Source organism: Stenotrophomonas sp. 22692 (genome assembly GCF_052045015.1).
Classification (GTDB): domain Bacteria; phylum Pseudomonadota; class Gammaproteobacteria; order Xanthomonadales; family Xanthomonadaceae; genus Stenotrophomonas; species Stenotrophomonas geniculata.
The window spans coordinates 26,768-42,156 of record NZ_JBQEMR010000027.1; the positions used below are offsets into that span (position 1 = coordinate 26,768).

A 15,389-nucleotide genomic window follows, 5' to 3' on the forward strand; every position below is an offset into this window, starting at 1 on the left:
CAAACCCCGAGCATAGGGCCCCGGGGCTGCTTTGTCCCCGTGCCATAGGATTACCATGGGCGCAGACACGGACCCTCCAGCGGAGCGCAGGACATGGAATACCAGGGAAGCTGCCATTGCGGCAGGATCGCATTCACCGTACAGGCCGAGGCGCCGATCAGCGACGTCATCGACTGCAACTGCTCGATGTGCCGCCGCCGCGGCAGCCTGCTGTGGTTTGCCCCGCGCGAGGCGTTCCAGCTGACCACCGATCCGGCGGACGTGGCCACCTATCATTTCAACAAGGCCCACATCGACCATCACCATTGCCGTGAGTGCGGTGTCGCGCCCTACAGCGAAGCGGTCGACCCGCGCACCGGCACGCCGATGGTGGCGGTGAACGTGCGCTGCGTGCCGCAGGTGGATCTGGGCACGCTGGCGGTGACTTCCTATGACGGAGCTGCACTGTGAGGCCGATGCGCGCGTGGACGCGCGTGGCGGCGATGCCGGTGCTGCTGCTTGCATTGGCAGCCTGCGCCAAACACGGCGATGCAGCGGCCGATGCGGGCGCCAGTGCCGCCGAAGCTGCCGTCGCTTCACCGGAAGGCGCATTCCTCGCCTACGAACACGACGTGCAGGTGCAGCTGGAAGCGGCGCAGATCGCACCCCGCATCCAGCAGGTGGCGCAGGCCTGCCAGAGCGCGAAGTTCGGCGATTGTGCGGTGCTGCAGGTCGACCAGCGCAGTGGCGAGCAGCCCAGCGGCGAGGTCAAGGTACGTATCGCGCCGAAGGGCACTGAGCCCTTGATCGCGTTGGCCGGTGAGGGGGGCACGCTGCAGTCGCGCAACACGCGCGCCGAGGACCTCGCTCAGGCGGTGGCCGATACGGCACTGACCAAGGCACGGCTGGAGAAGGAGCACGCGCGGCTGCTGTCCTACCAGGACCGCAAGGACCTGAAGATCGAGGACCTGATGGCGATCACCACGCGCCTGTCCGAGATCGAAGCCGGCGTCGAACAGGCCAACAAGGATTCAGCGCAGCAACGTCGACGCATCGATACCCAGCTGGTGACGATCCATTTCGACACCACCTCGGGCCAACGCAGCCGCAGCGAAATCGGTGAGGCGCTGAGCGAGTCGGGCAGCATCCTCAGCACCAGCGTGGCGTTCCTGATCCGCGCGGTTGCCGCGCTGCTGCCGGTGGCGGTGCTGGCCTTGATCGCGGCCTGGGGTGTGCGGGCGTGGTGGCGTCGCCGTCGTCGCAAGCTACCCCCCAACCTCTGAGGTGAAGGCTGATGCCGGTAGCCTGCCGGCATCAGCCCTCGTCGGTCTCGTACTCGACGAACACATCCAGTTCCAGGGCCAGCTCCTGCACCGCATCGCGCACCTTCTGCGCGGTGCTTTCATTGCCGACTTCCACTTCCAGCTCGTGGATGCCCGGGCCGATGTCATCGGACAGCCCGGCCGAACTGGAATCGTCGTCGTCCATGTGCGGCATCAGGTCGTCGGTTTCCTCGACATGTTCGATGCCGTCCAGGCCGAGCAGCAGGTCGCTGATGGCGCGGGCGTCGTCTTCGGTTCCGGTGATGCGCAGTCGCAGCATGGCCATGGCATAGGTACGTTGTGGGTTCGCCAGCAGCCTAGCCAGCGTGAAGCAAAGAGCGGGTGAGGGCGCAGTCAGGCGCGTGTGGCCGGGCGCCCGAGCAGGCTGTCCGGCAATGCCGGAATGGGCGTGCGTTCGTCCTGCGCCTGCTCCAGCAACCAGTCGATGAACAGGCGCGCGGTGGGGCTGGGTGGTTGTCCTTCGGCATGCACCACGTGATACGCATAGCGCGCCTTGAGCGCCGGGCCGGGCAGGCGCACCACCTCGTAGCGCTGCAGGTAGGGTTGAGCGATGTGGGTGCGCGCCAGCACCGCACCCATGCCGTATACCGCTGCACGCATCGCATCGGTGCTGTCGGCGAAGGTGTGCATCGGCGGCAGCGGCGACGGTGGGCGCACGCCGGCGTGACGGAACCAGTCGCGCCAACCCTGCGGTGACAGGTCGGTCAGCAGTGGCAGCTCGGCGATGCGGGCCGGATCGTCCAGCGTTCCGACCCCGGCCAGCGCGGGTGAGGCCACCGGGAACAGGTAGTCGTCCATCAGATGCTGCGCACGCAGGCCCGGCCATTGGCCCAGGCCGTAGCGGATGCCGACCTCGGGCCCATTGTCGTCGTAGCGATCCAGGCCGCTGCCGGTGTGCAGCTCGATGCGGATGTGCGGATAGGCCTGGGTGAAGCGTGGCAGTCGAGGCAGCAGCCAGCAGTAGGAAAGCGAGCGCAGCGTGGTGATCCGCAGCGGCACGCTGTCGGCATCCGGCTGCAGATGATGGGCGACCGCCGCGACATCCGTGAAGGCGGCGCTGGCGGCGTCGGCCAACTGCCGGCCCTCCGCGGTCAGGCGCACGCCGCGGGCATGGCGCAGGAACAGCCGGGTCTCCAGTACCTCTTCCAGGCGCCGCACATGGTGGCTGATCGCGCTGGCCGTCAGGTGCAGTTCCTGCGCGGCCTGGGCGAAGTTCTGATGGCGCGCCGCGACCGCGAAGACGGCCAGTGCGGGGAGCAGGGAAGGGCGTAGCTGCACGGCGAGCCTCAAACCATATTTGTGGCTGGCAGCGATACTACGCGCTTGTGCGGCGGGCGTCTGCACCCGATCCTGTCTGCCTTGGCGAGAAACAGACGATGGACGGAGGCAGGGTATGAATGCGGTCCCACAGGCGGTCGAGCGCGACTGGCGCACGCCGCTCGAATTGACTCTGCTGGGCGCCATCTGGGGCTGCTCGTTCCTGTTCATGCGGGTGGCGGTTCCGTCGTTCGGCCCGTTCGCGCTGGTCGAGGTGCGGCTGGTGCTGGGCGCGCTGGTGCTGCTGCCGTTCCTGTGGCGCGCCCGCGCGCAGTTCCCGCCGCGTCGTTGGCTGTGGCTCGCACCGATCGGCCTGATCAATTCGGCGCTGCCGTTCGTGCTGTTCGCCTATGCTGCCGAGCAGGCGCCGGCGGCGATCGGCGCGATCTGCAATGCGATGACCGTGCTGTTCGCCGCGCTGATCGCCTTCCTGTTCTTCGGCGAGAAGATAGGCATGCGCCGCGCCGGCGCCTTGCTGGTTGGTTTCGCCGGCGTGGTGGTGCTGGCCACCGCCAAGGTGTCCGGCCTGAGTATTGGTACCGCAGTGATCGCCGGCGCTGCGGCGTCGTTGCTGTACGGGCTGGGCGTGAACCTGGTGAAGCGGCACATGACCGGCCTGCCATCGGCCGCGGCGGCGGCAGCCACGCTGTCGTGTGCCTCGCTGTGGATGCTGCCGATGGCGGTGACGCACTGGCCACAGGCCGCCATTCCGCTGAAGGCCTGGGGTGCAGCGATCGCCTTGGGCGTGGCCTGCACCGGCCTGGCATTCCTGATGTTCTATCGCCTGATTGGCCGCATCGGCCCGTCACGCGCGTCGACGGTGACGTACCTGATTCCGCTGTTCGGCGCGGCGTTTGCGTGGTTGTTCCTGGGCGAGGCGGTGACGGTGCAGATGCTGATTGCCGGTGCGTTGATTCTGGGTAGTGTGGCGGCGAGTCAGAAGGGCTGAGGCGTTGGCGTTTTGCGCGTGGCGCGTGCTGAAGGTGCTTCATTGTTCATGGGCGTCACTTTTCTTTTCGCGCGAAAAGAAAAGTAACCAAAAGAAACGCGCCGCCAGGTCGCGAGCCGCCGCGCTTCGCACGTCGGTCCCCTTCGCTTCTCGGTGAATCAGGGGACGGTGCCGAACTCGCTGCGCTCAGACATCGGCACCTCTTCGCCCCTGATTCCCCTGCGATGCTCGGCTCACTCAAGGCGGACCCAAGGTCAAGAGCCACAGCTGCACGACGATGCTTGGTAGTGCCGGGCCGGGCCCGGCGAGCGAAGCGAGCGCTTCTGCCTTTGATCTTGGATCCGCCTTGAGCGCAGGGTACCGGCGCGCAGCGCCGGCTCGCGACCGGCGGAACGTTTCTTTTGGTTACTTTTCTTTGCGTACAAAGAAAAGTAACGCCCATGAACAGTGACGTACCTTCAGCACGCGCAACGCGCAGCAAGCCAGGCTCCTACCGCACCGGCACCGGAATATTGCAGAGATCGATATGCCCCGCCGGGCGCTTATAGAAATCATCCACGCGATTGCGTCGCGCCTCCACCGTATCGGCGAAGGTCTTCGAATCGGTGCGCAGCACCTGGATCGGCGTGCGCTCTGCCGCCGGCACGTCGCTGGCACGGCGGATCGACATGATCGGCGTGCGCAGTTTCGGGTCGGTGTAGAAGCCCATCGGCGCCGGTCCGCGCGGCGTCGCGCTGAGCAGTTCCATGCCCTTCAGCACGCGGCCGACCAGGGTGATGTTGCGGTCCAGCTGACGCGGTGACTGGCCGGTCACCACATAGAGTTCCGCGCCGATGCTGCTGTCTTCCTCGTTGCTGCGGCCGGCACCGAGCATCCCGTAGCAGTGCGCCAGCCAGGCCTTGCCGGCCTGCGGGTCCTGGCCGACCGGGAAGCCGTCGACGAAACCGGTCTGCGCGGCCCAGCCATCGCGGTCCGGCAGCACGCTGACCTTCAGGCCGGCGCTGGCGCGCTCGAACTCGGCCGGCAGCTTGCGCGCGGCACTGCCGAACGGCTTGGCCTTGGCTGCGTCATCGGCGTCGGCATCGCCGAACTGCACCACGAAGTTGTCCTGCGAACGGTAGATGCTGGTGCCGTCCCAGAAGTGCTCGTGGGCGAAGGTCTGGATGTTGGCCACATGCCGCGGGGCGAACTGCGGTGCCAGCTCGATGATCACGCGCCCGGCGGGCAGGTCCATGTACAGCAGGTTGGCCGGGTCCGGCGTGCGCCAGTCGCTGGCCGCCGAGGCATCGAGGATCTGCTGCGGGCTACGGTACGGGGCGGCAGCGCTGGCCAGCGAGGGCAGCAGGCAGGCCAGGGCGAGGGCGGTCAGTGCAAGGCGACGGCGGTGCGGCATGGGAACCCCGGAACATGAACGAGGGTTCGATTCTGCGTGAGCCGCGCAGCCGCGCCAACCGGCACGATGACTAACGACACATTCGCTATACCGAACTTCGCACTACTGTGGACTTCAACGTAGTGGAGGGCAGGTCATGGTCGAAGACGATGTCCACCTGAAGAAGTTCCAGAAGGAGCTCAGCGCCGGAACGGTGTCGCTGGCCCTGCTGGCGGTGCTGGCCCGGGCCGGGGAGCCGCTGTACGGCTACCTCATTGCCAAGGAGCTGGAGCGGGTGGGCGAGGGCGTGCTGAGCGGCAAGCAGAGCGCGCTGTACCCGGTGCTGCGCAACCTGGAGGGCGCCGGGCTGCTGGAAAGCCATGTGGAGCCATCCAGCAGTGGTCCGCCCCGGCGCTACTACCGCATCAATGAACGTGGCCGCGGCGTGCTGGCGCAGTGGCGCCAGGCCTGGCAGGCCACCCGTGATTCCGTCGATTCCGTGTTGGAGGGGGTACCGCAATGAACGACCCGAGCCTGGCAGGCCGCGCCCTGCCGACCACCATCCCGCAGTATCTGGCGCAGCTGCGCGCGGCGCTGGAAGGTGCCGATCCGGCGATGGTGCAGGACGCGTTGTACGACGCCGAGGAATACCTGCGCTCGGAGCTGGCGGCGCAGCCCGGCCGCAGCGAAGCCGAGGTCATCGCCGACGTGGCCGGCAGCTACGGTGCGCCGGACGAAGTGGCCGAGATCTACCGCGAGACCGAAGTGACGGTGAACCGCGCGCTGCGCACGCCGCGTGCGGATACCGGGCCGGTGCTGCGTGCGGCGGCGGAAGCCAGCGGCGTCGAGCCCGCCGCGCCGCTGCCGGCACCGGTGCAGCGCTCGCTGCTGGCGCGCTTCTTCGGCGTGGTCGCCGATCCGCATACCTACGGCGCGCTGTTCTACATGCTGCTGTCGCTGGCTACCGGCATCTTCTTCTTCACCTGGGTGGTGACCGGCCTGTCGCTGTCGCTGGGCCTGCTGATCCTGATCGTGGGCATTCCGCTGACCGTGCTGTTCTTCGGCTCGGTGCGCGGGCTGGCGCTGCTGGAAGGACGGCTGGTGGAAGCGCTGCTGGGAGAACGCATGCCGCGCCGTCCGCGTTACACCGATCGCAGCCGCACCTGGCTGCAGCGCATCGGCGACATGTTCACCGATGGCCGTACCTGGCTGACCCTGCTGTACTTCGTGCTGATGCTGCCGTTGGGCGTGGTCTACTTCACCATCGCGGTGACGCTGCTGTCGCTGTCGCTGAGCCTGATCTGGGCGCCGGTCGCGGCGATCTTCAGTGGCGAGATTCCGGGCGTGTACATCAACGACGTGAACGTGCTGCCGATGGCGGCCTCGCCGCTGGTGGCGATCGCGGTTGCTGCGGCGGGCACGCTGCTGCTGCTGTTGACGATGCATCTGGCACGTGGCATCGGCAAGCTGCATGGGCTGATCGCGAAGAACCTGCTGGTGCGGTTGTAAGCGGGAATCCACGCTTCGGCAGGTGCCAACCTTGGTTGGCATCACCATCAACGTCGGGATGTTTGACGGGCTCCGCGCTGGTAGGTGCCAACCTTGGGTTGGCACGCTCCATCAGCTACCGGGATGTTCGCCGGCTCCGCTCTGGTGGAGCGCCAACCAAGGTTGGCATCTACCAGGGCGTACCGACCAAGGTCGGCACCCAGCACGGGGGAATTACCCCGCCTTTCGCCGCAACGGGGTGACGTTGCTCTTCTTCTTCGTGACCTTCGCCGCCGGTGCTTCGGCATGGGCGGCGAAGAAGTCGCGCACCTTCGGGTACACCACCTCGCGCCAGCGACGGCCGCTGAAAATGCCGTAGTGGCCGGCACCTTCGACGATGAAATGCTCACGGCGGTCCGCAGTGATGCCGGTGCACAGCGCCTGCGCGGCTTCGGTCTGGCCGAGGCCGGCGATATCGTCCAGCTCGCCTTCAATGCTCAGCAGCGCGGTATCGCGGATCGCCGACGGATCGACCTTCTCGCCATTGACCACCCACTCGCCACGCGGCAGCAGGAAGTCCTGGAACACCACGCGGATGGTATCCAGGTAGTACTTGGCCGGCATGTCCAGCACTGCGTTGTACTCGTCGTAGAAACGACGGTGCGCGTCGGCGTCTTCCAGGTCGCCCTTTACCAGGTCGGTGTAGAAATCCCAGTGCGAGCTGAAGTGGCGGCTCGGGTTCATCGACAGGAAGCCGGCGTGCTGCAGGAAGCCCGGGTACACGCGGCGGCCGGCGCCGGGATAGCTGGCCGGTACGGTGTGGATGACGTTGTTCTCGAACCACGACAGCGGGTTCTGCGTGGCCAGGTTGTTCACTGCGGTCGGGCTGCAGCGCGCATCGATCGGGCCACCCATCATCACCAGCGTGCGCGGCGTCGGTTCGCCACGGCTGGCCATCAGCGAAACCGCGGCCAGCACCGGTACGGTCGGCTGGCACACGCTGACCACGTGCAGGCGTTCGACGCCCAGATGGCGGATGAACTCCTGGATGTAGGCGATGTAATCGTCCAGGCCAAACTCGCCTTCGTTGGCCGGTACCATGCGCGCGTCCACCCAGTCGGTGACGTACACACGGTGGTCGCGCAGCAGCGTGCGCACGGTATCGCGCAGCAGCGTGGCGTGGTGGCCGGACAGCGGCGCAACGACCAGCACGAACGGCTGGTTGAGCATCGTGTGCAGCTGGTCGGCTTCATTGCTGTGGCGCTTGAAGCGCAGCAGTTTGCAGAACGGCTTGCTCACTTCCTCGTGCACGACGATCGGCACGCGCTCGCCGTCGACCTCGATTTCGTTGATGCCCCATTCGGGCTTCTCGTAATCCTTGCCGATGCGATGGAAGAGTTCATTGACCGCCGCCAGGCGATCAGCGCCCGGCATCTGCGACCACCAGTGACCCTGGTTGGCGAAGAATCTGGCGTTGGCCTGGGCCTGATGCACCCAGGGGGCGAGCAGGTTGCGGGTCAGTTCGTGCAGTTGATAGAGCATGACGACCGAATATGTATGGTCATATGTTGCCGCGCAGCATATCCCATCTCGGTGTCCCGCAGGTTAAGTTGACTGAAAATAATGAATCCGGATTCACATCCGTTCCAGCGCGGCCGCATCGCCTGCCAGAGCGGGGCCGAGCCAGCAGTGCGACCCAACCGGCAGCAGGCCGTGCCGGGCCAGCGTGCGGCGGTACCAGCGCGCCGGGCGGGCCTGGAAGCCCTCGTGGTCGCCTTCGAACGCGTCCTCGGCGGCGAAGGTCTCCAAGAAGGCCACGCCGCCGGTCAGCTCGGCCACGCCGGCCAGGCCGGCGCGCAGCTCGCGGTCGGGCACATAGTGCATCACGTCCGAACACACCAGCAGGTCGACCGGGGCGCAGGGCCGCAGCCAGGCGAAGTCGCCGAAGGCGGCCAGGTACAGGTTGCGGGTGCGGCCGTAGCGGCGCACAGCGTACTCGCTGCTGTCGAAGCCCAGGTATTCGACCTTCGGACGGAGCTTCAACAGCGGTGCGCGCCAGGCGCCTTCGCCGCAGCCGATGTCCAGCACGCTGCGGATCGGTCGTTCCAGGTAGTACTCGGCGCTGGCCACGGCCAGGGCGACCTTGCGCGCCAGGCGGGCGCTGCCACCGATGTCGGCACGGCGGTACCAGCGTTGGAAGTAGGCGGCGTCGTAGGTCTTGTCCATGGGGCGGTGCGCGATCGGGGAAAACGGCGCCTATCGTACGGTGTTGCGGCGCGCCATGCGTCGATGTGTCGCGGCGGCGGTGCGTGGGGCGCGGTGGTCACCGCGTGCGAGAATGGCCGCCCATCTACGCCAGCCGCTGGAGCGAGCGCATGCAGAGCTACTACTGGGTGAAGACCTTCCACATCGTGTTCGTGGTGGCGTGGATGGCCACGGTGTTCTACCTGCCGCGCATCCTGGTGAACCTGGCCGAGACCGCAGGCCAGCAGGCCGTGACCGAGCGCCTGCAGCTGATGGGCCTGCGCCTGTACCGCTTCGGCCACTCGATGTTCGGCCTGGCATTCCTGCTCGGCCTGGTGCTGTGGCTGGGTTACAAGGTCATCCCGGATTTCCCGACCATGGTCGCGCCCGGTGGTGCCGGTTGGCTGCATGCCAAGCTGGGGCTGGTGGTGGTGCTGCTGGTGTACTTCAGCTGGATCGGCCGCCTGTTGAAGGGCGTGGCCAAGGGCAGGGCGTTGCCGTCGTCGCGCGCGCTGCGCTGGATCAACGAGATCCCGCTGCTGGCCTTCATTCCGATCGTGTGGCTGGTGCTGGCCAAGCCGTTCTGACAGTCTGTTATCCGTAGAGCCATGCTTGGCTCTACGGGCTCGCGTGATTCTTCGCCAAAGCAGAGGCATCCACGCATGGCGTGGATCTACTGGGTGCAGCTGTGGCTTTTGATGCTCAGGTCCGCCGTGAGCGAGCCGAGCATCGCAGGTGAAACAGGGGCGAAGAGGCGCCGATGTCTGAGCGCAGCGAGTTCGGCGCCGCCCCCTGATTCACCGAGAAGCGCAGGGAACCGGTGCATAGCACCGGCTCGCGTTCGGCGGCGTGTTCTTTGGTTACTTTCTTGCACGAGCAAGAAAGTAACAAGCCGATGAATCAGGCCGCTTCGTACGTGCCGTAGCTGCGCAGGCGGGTGTAGCGCTGTTCCAGCAGCTGTTCGGTGGACAGCTTGTCCAGCGCGTCCAGTTCGTTCAGCAGCACGGCCTTCAGGCGCTTGGCCATCTGGGTCGGGTTGCGGTGGGCGCCGCCGGTGGGCTCGCGCACGACCTTGTCGACCAGGCCCAGGCTCTTCAGGCGCGGCGCGGTCAGGCCCAGCTGCTCGGCGGCTTCCTTGGCCTTGCCGGCGTCCTTCCACAGGATCGAGGCGCAGCCTTCCGGCGTGATGGTCGAGTACACCGCGTATTCCAGCATCACGGTGCGGTCGCCCACGCCCAGCGCCAGCGCGCCGCCGGAGCCGCCTTCACCGATCACGGTGCAGATGATCGGCACCTTCAGTTCGGCCATCTCGATCAGGTTGCGTGCGATCGCTTCGGACTGGCCGCGCGATTCGGCGTCGATGCCCGGCCAGGCGCCGGCGGTGTCGATCAGGGTCAGCACCGGCAGGCCGAAGCGCTCGGCCATCTTCATCAGGCGCAGGGCCTTGCGGTAGCCCTCCGGCTTGGGCATGCCGAAGTTGCGCTTGATCTTTTCCTTGGTGTCGCGGCCCTTCTGGTGGCCGATCACCATCACGGAACGGCCATTGATGCGGGCCAGGCCGCCCATGATGGCCTTGTCGTCGGCGAAGGCGCGGTCACCGGCCAGCTCCTGGAACTCATCGAACATGACGCGGATGTAGTCGGCGGTATACGGGCGCGACGGGTGACGGGCCAGCTGCAGCACCTGCCACGAGGTCAGGTTGCGGAAGATCTGCGCGGTGCGCATGCGCAGCTTGTCCTGCAGCGCGTGCACTTCCGCCTCGACATTGACCGCCGGCCCGGCACTGGCGTTGCGCAGTTCCTGGATCTTGGCTTCCAGGTCGGCGATGGGTTGCTCGAAGTCGAGGTAGTTCGGATTCATCGGAAGCCGTCGTGTAAAGAAGAGGGGAATTCTAGCCGAATGCGTGCAAACCACCCGTACGCCTTCGTCTGGAAGGCGACGGTAGCGCAGCCGGGCAGGGCGCGCCAGTCAGCTCAGGGCACCACCAGCGCGCTGCGGCCCATCAGCTGGCTGCGCTGGGAAACGAAGTCGTTGTAGGCCTCGTTGGCTTCCCGGCCCAGGCCGCTGCCCAGGGTGGCGGTGGCCGAGGTGAAGGCCATCTGCGCGTCGAAGTCCTGCTTGCGCAGGGCCTTCTGTTCATCGGCGGTGGTGGCCTTCAGCCACTGCGCGTAGACCTCGCGCAGCGGCGCGGCATGCGCCTCGAAGGCGGGGTCGAGTGCCGGCAGGCTGGCCGGGGCCGGTTCCAGGCTGAATGCCGGGGCCACGTAGCCGGCCGGCTGTTCGCGCTTGAACGCACCTGGCTCGCCCATGCCTTCCTCGACGTAGGCGATGAAATCCGGTGCCGTGAACACCTTGGCGACGATCTGGCCACCACTGGAATCGACGTGGGCGACCACCTTTTCCTTCGGGAAGGGTTCGCGCACGCCGTAGGTCCAGGTCTTGTCGATGAACAGTTCGTGGCTCTTCTCGAACGGGCCCTCGAAGTCGACGCCGCCCAGCTCGATGCCGGCCTTGCCGGTGCCGAAGTTCTTCAGCTTGCTCTCGTCGGTGACATAGACCTCGCGAGCGATCACGTACTCGCTCAGGGTCGGGTTGATCAGGCCGCCGCGGCCATCGACGTAGACGATGAAGCGCACATCGCCGAGCGTGTCGGTGTGCAGGCGATGCTCGCCAATGGCCAGCGAAACCGGGCGCGAGCCGTGCGCGGCGACCGGCAGGTCCTTGCCATCGATGCTCAGCGCCAGCGGCGTGTCGGTCGGGTTGTCGATCTGGAACTCGATCTTCGACGGCGAGCAGGCGGCCAGCGCCAGTGCGGCAACGAACGGGAACAGCAGGGTCTTCATCGGCAATCGTCCTTGATGACTGGAACGGGAAAACAGGAACACGAAGCAGCCAGCCTCAGCTGGCCCACGGCGGGCTGTAGCGCACCTTCAGCGTGCGTACGGCCGGGTCGGCGCGCAGCGCCTCCATCAGCTTGGAATCGATGCGCACTGCGCTCTGCCCGGAGACATCCAGCATGCCGGCGACACCGCCGTGCGGGCCCTTCAGCAGCAGGTCCAGGCGCAGCGGCGTGCGCCCCGGGCGATGGCGGTCGAGCAGGGCATTGATGCGCTCCCAGACCGGGCGCTGCTGGCGCAGGTCCAGGCGCAGCGACAGCCGCGTGGCGTAGTTGGCGCACACTTCGTCGAAGTCCCAGCACTGGCGGATGCGCAACGCGAAGCCGCCGTTGAATTCGTCCTCACGCAGGCCGCCCTTGACCACCAGGATGCGGTCCTTGGTCATCAGGTGGCCGAACTCGGCCATCGCATCGGAGAACGCGCTGCACTCCACCCGGCCGCGACCGTCCTCCAGCTGGATGAAGATCTGGCTCTCGCCCTTGCGGCGCACGCCGACCACCTGGCCGGCCAGCACGGTCTGCACTTCCGGGCGCCAGCGCTTCTCGCCGCCACCGCCGCCGCTGTTGGCGCTCCAGATTTTCTCCACCGAACCCAGGTCGTTGCCTACCAGATCGCGCACATCGTCGCGCCAGGGATCGAACGGGTGGCCGCTGAGGTAGAAACCGAGCGTGTCGCGCTCGCCGTTGAGGCGCTGAAGCAGCGGCCATTCTTCGGCTTCGGGCAGGTCCAGCTGGATCGACACGGTGCTCGGGTCGGGCCCGCCAAACAGCGAGTTCTGCCCGGACGCACGCTCGCGCGCCATCTGATCAGTGGCCTTGATCACTTCCGGCAGCTGCAGCATCAGCGAGGCGCGGTTGCGGCCGAGCTCGTCCAGCGCACCACAGTTGATCATCGCTTCCAGCGTGCGCCGGTTGAGCTTGGCCGAGCCGACGCGGGTGCAGAAGTCGAGCAGGTCCTTGAACGGGCCGCCCTTCAGCCGCTCCTCGACCACCGCCTCGCAGGCACCCTGGCCGACGCCCTTGATCGCACCGAGGCCGTACTGGATGGTGTCCGGGGTGACCGCTTCGAACATGAAGGCCGATTGGTTCACCTTGGGCGGCAGCACGGTCAGGCCAAGGTTGCGCACCTCGTCGAGGAAGCCGACCACTTTGTCAGTGTTGTCCAGGTCGGACGACAGCGTGGCCGCCATGAACTCGGCCGGGTAGTGGCGCTTCAGCCACGCGGTCTGGTAGCTGACCAGCGCATAGGCGGCGGCGTGCGACTTGTTGAAGCCGTAGCCGGCGAACTTCTCCATCAGGTCGAAGATCGCATCGGCCTTGGCTTCGTCCACGCCGTCCTTGGCCGCACCTTCGCGGAAGATCTCGCGGTGCTTGGCCATTTCGGCCGGCACCTTCTTGCCCATCGCACGGCGCAGCAGGTCGGCGCCGCCCAGCGAGTAGCCGCCGACGATCTGCGCCATCTGCATCACCTGCTCCTGGTACACCATGATGCCGTAGGTGTCCTTCAGGATGGCTTCGGTGCGCGGATCGGGATAGATGATTTCTTCCTGGCCGTGCTTGCGCGCGTTGAACGAAGGAATCAGGTCCATCGGGCCAGGGCGGTACAGCGACACCAGCGCGATCAGGTCTTCGAAACGGTCGGGGCGCGCGTCCTTCAGCAGGCGGCGCATGCCCGAGGATTCGAACTGGAACACCGCGCCGGTGTTGCCGTTGGCGAAGATGTCCTTGTAGGTGGGCGTGTCGTCCAGCGGGATCGCGGCGATGTCCACCGGCGGAATGCCGGCGCGCTCGTGGCGCTTGTTGATCGCCTTCACCGCCCAGTCGATGATGGTCAGCGTGCGCAGGCCGAGGAAGTCGAACTTCACCAGGCCCACTTCTTCCACGTCGTTCTTGTCGAACTGGGTGACCGGGTTCTTGCCCAGCCCGTTCTCGTCGTGTTCGGCATACAGCGGGCAGAACTCGCTCAGCGGCTCGGGCCCGATCACCACGCCACCGGCATGCTTGCCGGCGTTGCGGGTCAGGTCTTCCAGCTGCAGCGCCAGGTCGATCAGGTCGCGGACATCGTCCTCGGTCTCGTAGCGCTGGATCAGTTCCGGCGAGGCCATTTCCGAGCTGGGGCCTTCCTTGCCCTTGCCCAGTGCATCCTTCAGGTGGATACCCAGGATGTTCGGGATCAGCTTGGAAACGCCGTCGACCAGGCCGTACGGGAAGCCGAGCACGCGACCGGAGTCGCGCACCACCGCCTTGGCGGCCATGGTGCCGTAGGTGATGATCTGGCTGACGCGCTCGCGCCCGTACTTGCGTGCGACGTAGTCGATCACCTCGTCGCGGCGGTCCATGCAGAAGTCGATGTCGAAGTCGGGCATCGACACGCGTTCCGGGTTCAGGAAGCGCTCGAACAGCAGGTTGTACGGCAACGGGTCCAGATCGGTGATCTTCAGCGCCCACGCCACCAGCGAACCGGCACCGGAACCACGGCCCGGGCCGATCGGGATGCCCTGGTTCTTGCCCCACTGGATGAAGTCGGCCACGATCAGGAAGTAGCCCGGGAAGCCCATCTTGATGATGGTGTTGAGCTCGAACTCCAGGCGCTCGAAATACTCTTCGCGGGTCTTGCCCGGCGCCAGCGGATTCTTCTCCAGGCGCTCTTCCAGGCCGTCGCGCGACATCTTCTGGATCCAGGTGTCCAGGGTCTCGTCGTCGGGCACCGGGTAGTTGGGCAGGAAGTAGGTGCCCAGCCGCATCTCGATGTTGCAGCGCTCGGCCAGCGCCAGCGTGTTGTCGATCGCATCGGGGATGTCGGCGAACAGCGCGCACATCTCCTCGGCCGACTTCAGGTACTGCTGGTCGCTGTACTCGCGCGGGCGCTTGGGATCGTCCAGCACGCGGCCGGTGGAAATGCACACGCGCGCTTCGTGCGCGCTGAAATCGGTGGGCGACAGGAAGCGCACATCATTGCTGGCCACCACCGGCAGGCCACGCTGGCCGGCCGCCATCAGCGCGAACTGGTTGAAGGTTTCCTCGCCCTCGCGGCCGGTACGGGTAAGTTCCAGGTGCAGGCCGTCGCCGAACACGCGCTGCCAGTCGGCCAGCTGCTGCTCGGCCAGCTCATGCTTGCCGTCCAGCGCCAGGCGCCCGGCCAGGCTCTGCCGGCCGGCCAGCGCGAACAGGTTGGCGTTGCCGGCCTTCAGCCAGTCCGGATGGATGGCCACACCGCCTTCCGGGCGATGGCCTTCCATCCAGGCGCGGGTCAGCAGCCGCGACAGGCTCAGGTAGCCCTCGCGATCGCGGCACAGCAGGGTCATCCGCCACGGGTCCTGGCCTTCCTCGGCGATCAGCACGTCGGCACCGGCGATCGGCTTGATGCCCACGCCTTCGGCGGCCTTGTAGAACTTGACCAGCGCGAACAGGTTGTTGAGGTCGGTCACTGCCAGCGCGGGCAGGCCGAGCTCGACCGAGCGCGACAGCAGGTTGGCCTGCTTGGCCTTCTTCGGGTCCGCCTGGTCCGGTTTGGCCGGCACACGGATGGTGGAGTCCGCCAGCGAGAACTCGGTGTGGACGTGGAGATGTACGAAGCGGGAGTTGGACATGCCGGACCAGGTTGGAGCGCGCGGGCCCCGGGTGCTGACGGGGGAATCGTCGCCGGGGTCGGGAAGCGCTGGAGTGCCCGGTCAGGGTAACGAGGGCGGAGAGGCGCGACAAGCTCTTGACAGGCCCCGGAGGACGACCGGGTTCAGGCGTGCGGGAGCCCGTTTCCTGTAGAGCCGAGCCCACGCTCGGCTGCTGCGGAAAGCCGAGCAT

The 15,389-nt window shown here is 66.7% G+C and carries 14 protein-coding genes; 6 read left to right on the forward strand and 8 right to left on the reverse strand.

Annotation, left to right across the window (positions count from 1 at the left end; all coding sequences use genetic code 11):
• Nucleotides 1–93: 93 nt before the first annotated feature.
• The gene (locus ACTJJM_RS15915; protein ID WP_049455663.1) at nucleotides 94–450 is read left to right on the forward strand and encodes a GFA family protein; all 357 of its coding nucleotides are present in this window, start codon (nucleotides 94–96) and stop codon (nucleotides 448–450) included.
• 5 nt (nucleotides 451–455) lie between these two features.
• Nucleotides 456–1,262: a DUF4349 domain-containing protein gene (locus ACTJJM_RS15920; protein WP_224329386.1), complete on the forward strand. Its 807-nt coding sequence runs from the start codon at nucleotides 456–458 to the stop codon at nucleotides 1,260–1,262.
• A 31-nt stretch (nucleotides 1,263–1,293) separates the two neighbouring features.
• Here the strand turns inward: ACTJJM_RS15920 and ACTJJM_RS15925 are convergent, their stop codons facing one another.
• Together ACTJJM_RS15925 and ACTJJM_RS15930 are read right to left on the reverse strand one after the other, a co-directional pair.
• Entirely contained in the window at nucleotides 1,294–1,587 is a 294-nt protein-coding gene (locus tag ACTJJM_RS15925; protein WP_005415831.1) for a hypothetical protein, read from the reverse strand.
• 68 nt (nucleotides 1,588–1,655) lie between these two features.
• A complete protein-coding gene (locus ACTJJM_RS15930; protein WP_329837106.1) occupies nucleotides 1,656–2,600 on the reverse strand; it encodes a LysR substrate-binding domain-containing protein in 945 nt (314 codons plus the stop codon).
• 115 nt (nucleotides 2,601–2,715) lie between these two features.
• Between ACTJJM_RS15930 and ACTJJM_RS15935 the strand changes: the two genes are divergently transcribed.
• Nucleotides 2,716–3,588: a DMT family transporter gene (locus ACTJJM_RS15935; RefSeq protein WP_049455664.1), complete on the forward strand. Its 873-nt coding sequence runs from the start codon at nucleotides 2,716–2,718 to the stop codon at nucleotides 3,586–3,588.
• A gap of 490 nt (nucleotides 3,589–4,078) precedes the next feature.
• Here ACTJJM_RS15935 and ACTJJM_RS15940 read toward each other — a convergent pair whose 3' ends face one another.
• On the reverse strand, nucleotides 4,079–4,981 hold the full coding sequence (locus ACTJJM_RS15940) for a peptidylprolyl isomerase (protein ID WP_049455665.1): 903 nt from the start codon (nucleotides 4,979–4,981) through the stop codon (nucleotides 4,079–4,081).
• A gap of 136 nt (nucleotides 4,982–5,117) precedes the next feature.
• On the opposite strand from ACTJJM_RS15940, the gene ACTJJM_RS15945 reads away from it, so the two are divergent.
• Nucleotides 5,118–5,483 carry a PadR family transcriptional regulator gene (locus ACTJJM_RS15945; RefSeq protein WP_043396488.1) on the forward strand — a complete coding sequence of 122 codons (366 nt, stop codon included), beginning with the start codon at nucleotides 5,118–5,120 and terminating at the stop codon, nucleotides 5,481–5,483.
• A complete protein-coding gene (locus ACTJJM_RS15950) occupies nucleotides 5,480–6,469 on the forward strand; it encodes a sensor domain-containing protein (protein WP_049455666.1) in 990 nt (329 codons plus the stop codon). The genes ACTJJM_RS15945 and ACTJJM_RS15950 overlap by 4 nt, the downstream gene beginning before the upstream one ends.
• Before the next feature lie 213 nt (nucleotides 6,470–6,682).
• On the opposite strand, the gene ACTJJM_RS15955 is transcribed toward ACTJJM_RS15950, so the two are convergent.
• Nucleotides 6,683–7,990: a polyhydroxyalkanoate depolymerase gene (locus ACTJJM_RS15955; RefSeq protein ID WP_224329142.1), complete on the reverse strand. Its 1,308-nt coding sequence runs from the start codon at nucleotides 7,988–7,990 to the stop codon at nucleotides 6,683–6,685.
• A gap of 93 nt (nucleotides 7,991–8,083) precedes the next feature.
• Nucleotides 8,084–8,674 carry a class I SAM-dependent DNA methyltransferase gene (locus tag ACTJJM_RS15960; RefSeq protein ID WP_224329143.1) on the reverse strand — a complete coding sequence of 197 codons (591 nt, stop codon included), beginning with the start codon at nucleotides 8,672–8,674 and terminating at the stop codon, nucleotides 8,084–8,086.
• A gap of 149 nt (nucleotides 8,675–8,823) precedes the next feature.
• Between ACTJJM_RS15960 and ACTJJM_RS15965 the strand changes: the two genes are divergently transcribed.
• A complete protein-coding gene (locus ACTJJM_RS15965) occupies nucleotides 8,824–9,279 on the forward strand; it encodes a CopD family protein (RefSeq protein ID WP_019337631.1) in 456 nt (151 codons plus the stop codon).
• Between the two features lie 313 nt (nucleotides 9,280–9,592).
• Here the strand turns inward: ACTJJM_RS15965 and ACTJJM_RS15970 are convergent, their stop codons facing one another.
• The 3 genes from ACTJJM_RS15970 to dnaE all read right to left on the reverse strand — a co-directional run bounded on the left by ACTJJM_RS15970 (nucleotide 9,593) and on the right by dnaE (nucleotide 15,178).
• A complete protein-coding gene (locus ACTJJM_RS15970; protein WP_043396479.1) occupies nucleotides 9,593–10,552 on the reverse strand; it encodes an acetyl-CoA carboxylase carboxyltransferase subunit alpha in 960 nt (319 codons plus the stop codon).
• Nucleotides 10,553–10,665: 113 nt separating this feature from the next.
• A complete protein-coding gene (locus ACTJJM_RS15975) occupies nucleotides 10,666–11,535 on the reverse strand; it encodes a hypothetical protein (RefSeq protein WP_224329144.1) in 870 nt (289 codons plus the stop codon).
• Between the two features lie 55 nt (nucleotides 11,536–11,590).
• The gene (gene dnaE, locus ACTJJM_RS15980; RefSeq protein WP_224329145.1) at nucleotides 11,591–15,178 is read right to left on the reverse strand and encodes a DNA polymerase III subunit alpha; all 3,588 of its coding nucleotides are present in this window, start codon (nucleotides 15,176–15,178) and stop codon (nucleotides 11,591–11,593) included.
• Nucleotides 15,179–15,389: the final 211 nt, after the last annotated feature.

Bases quoted from the DNA above. Each gene is read 5' to 3' on its own strand.
- ACTJJM_RS15915 (WP_049455663.1), top strand. From the start codon at position 94: ATGGAATACCAGGGAAGCTGCCATTGCGGCAGGATCGCATTCACCGTA.
- ACTJJM_RS15920 (WP_224329386.1), top strand. From the start codon at position 456: ATGCGCGCGTGGACGCGCGTGGCGGCGATGCCGGTGCTGCTGCTTGCA.
- ACTJJM_RS15925 (WP_005415831.1), bottom strand. From the start codon at position 1,587: ATGGCCATGCTGCGACTGCGCATCACCGGAACCGAAGACGACGCCCGC.
- ACTJJM_RS15935 (WP_049455664.1), top strand. From the start codon at position 2,716: ATGAATGCGGTCCCACAGGCGGTCGAGCGCGACTGGCGCACGCCGCTC.
- ACTJJM_RS15940 (WP_049455665.1), bottom strand. From the start codon at position 4,981: ATGCCGCACCGCCGTCGCCTTGCACTGACCGCCCTCGCCCTGGCCTGC.
- ACTJJM_RS15945 (WP_043396488.1), top strand. From the start codon at position 5,118: ATGGTCGAAGACGATGTCCACCTGAAGAAGTTCCAGAAGGAGCTCAGC.
- ACTJJM_RS15950 (WP_049455666.1), top strand. From the start codon at position 5,480: ATGAACGACCCGAGCCTGGCAGGCCGCGCCCTGCCGACCACCATCCCG.
- ACTJJM_RS15955 (WP_224329142.1), bottom strand. From the start codon at position 7,990: ATGCTCTATCAACTGCACGAACTGACCCGCAACCTGCTCGCCCCCTGG.
- ACTJJM_RS15960 (WP_224329143.1), bottom strand. From the start codon at position 8,674: ATGGACAAGACCTACGACGCCGCCTACTTCCAACGCTGGTACCGCCGT.
- ACTJJM_RS15965 (WP_019337631.1), top strand. From the start codon at position 8,824: ATGCAGAGCTACTACTGGGTGAAGACCTTCCACATCGTGTTCGTGGTG.
- ACTJJM_RS15970 (WP_043396479.1), bottom strand. From the start codon at position 10,552: ATGAATCCGAACTACCTCGACTTCGAGCAACCCATCGCCGACCTGGAA.
- ACTJJM_RS15975 (WP_224329144.1), bottom strand. From the start codon at position 11,535: ATGAAGACCCTGCTGTTCCCGTTCGTTGCCGCACTGGCGCTGGCCGCC.
- dnaE (WP_224329145.1), bottom strand. From the start codon at position 15,178: ATGTCCAACTCCCGCTTCGTACATCTCCACGTCCACACCGAGTTCTCG.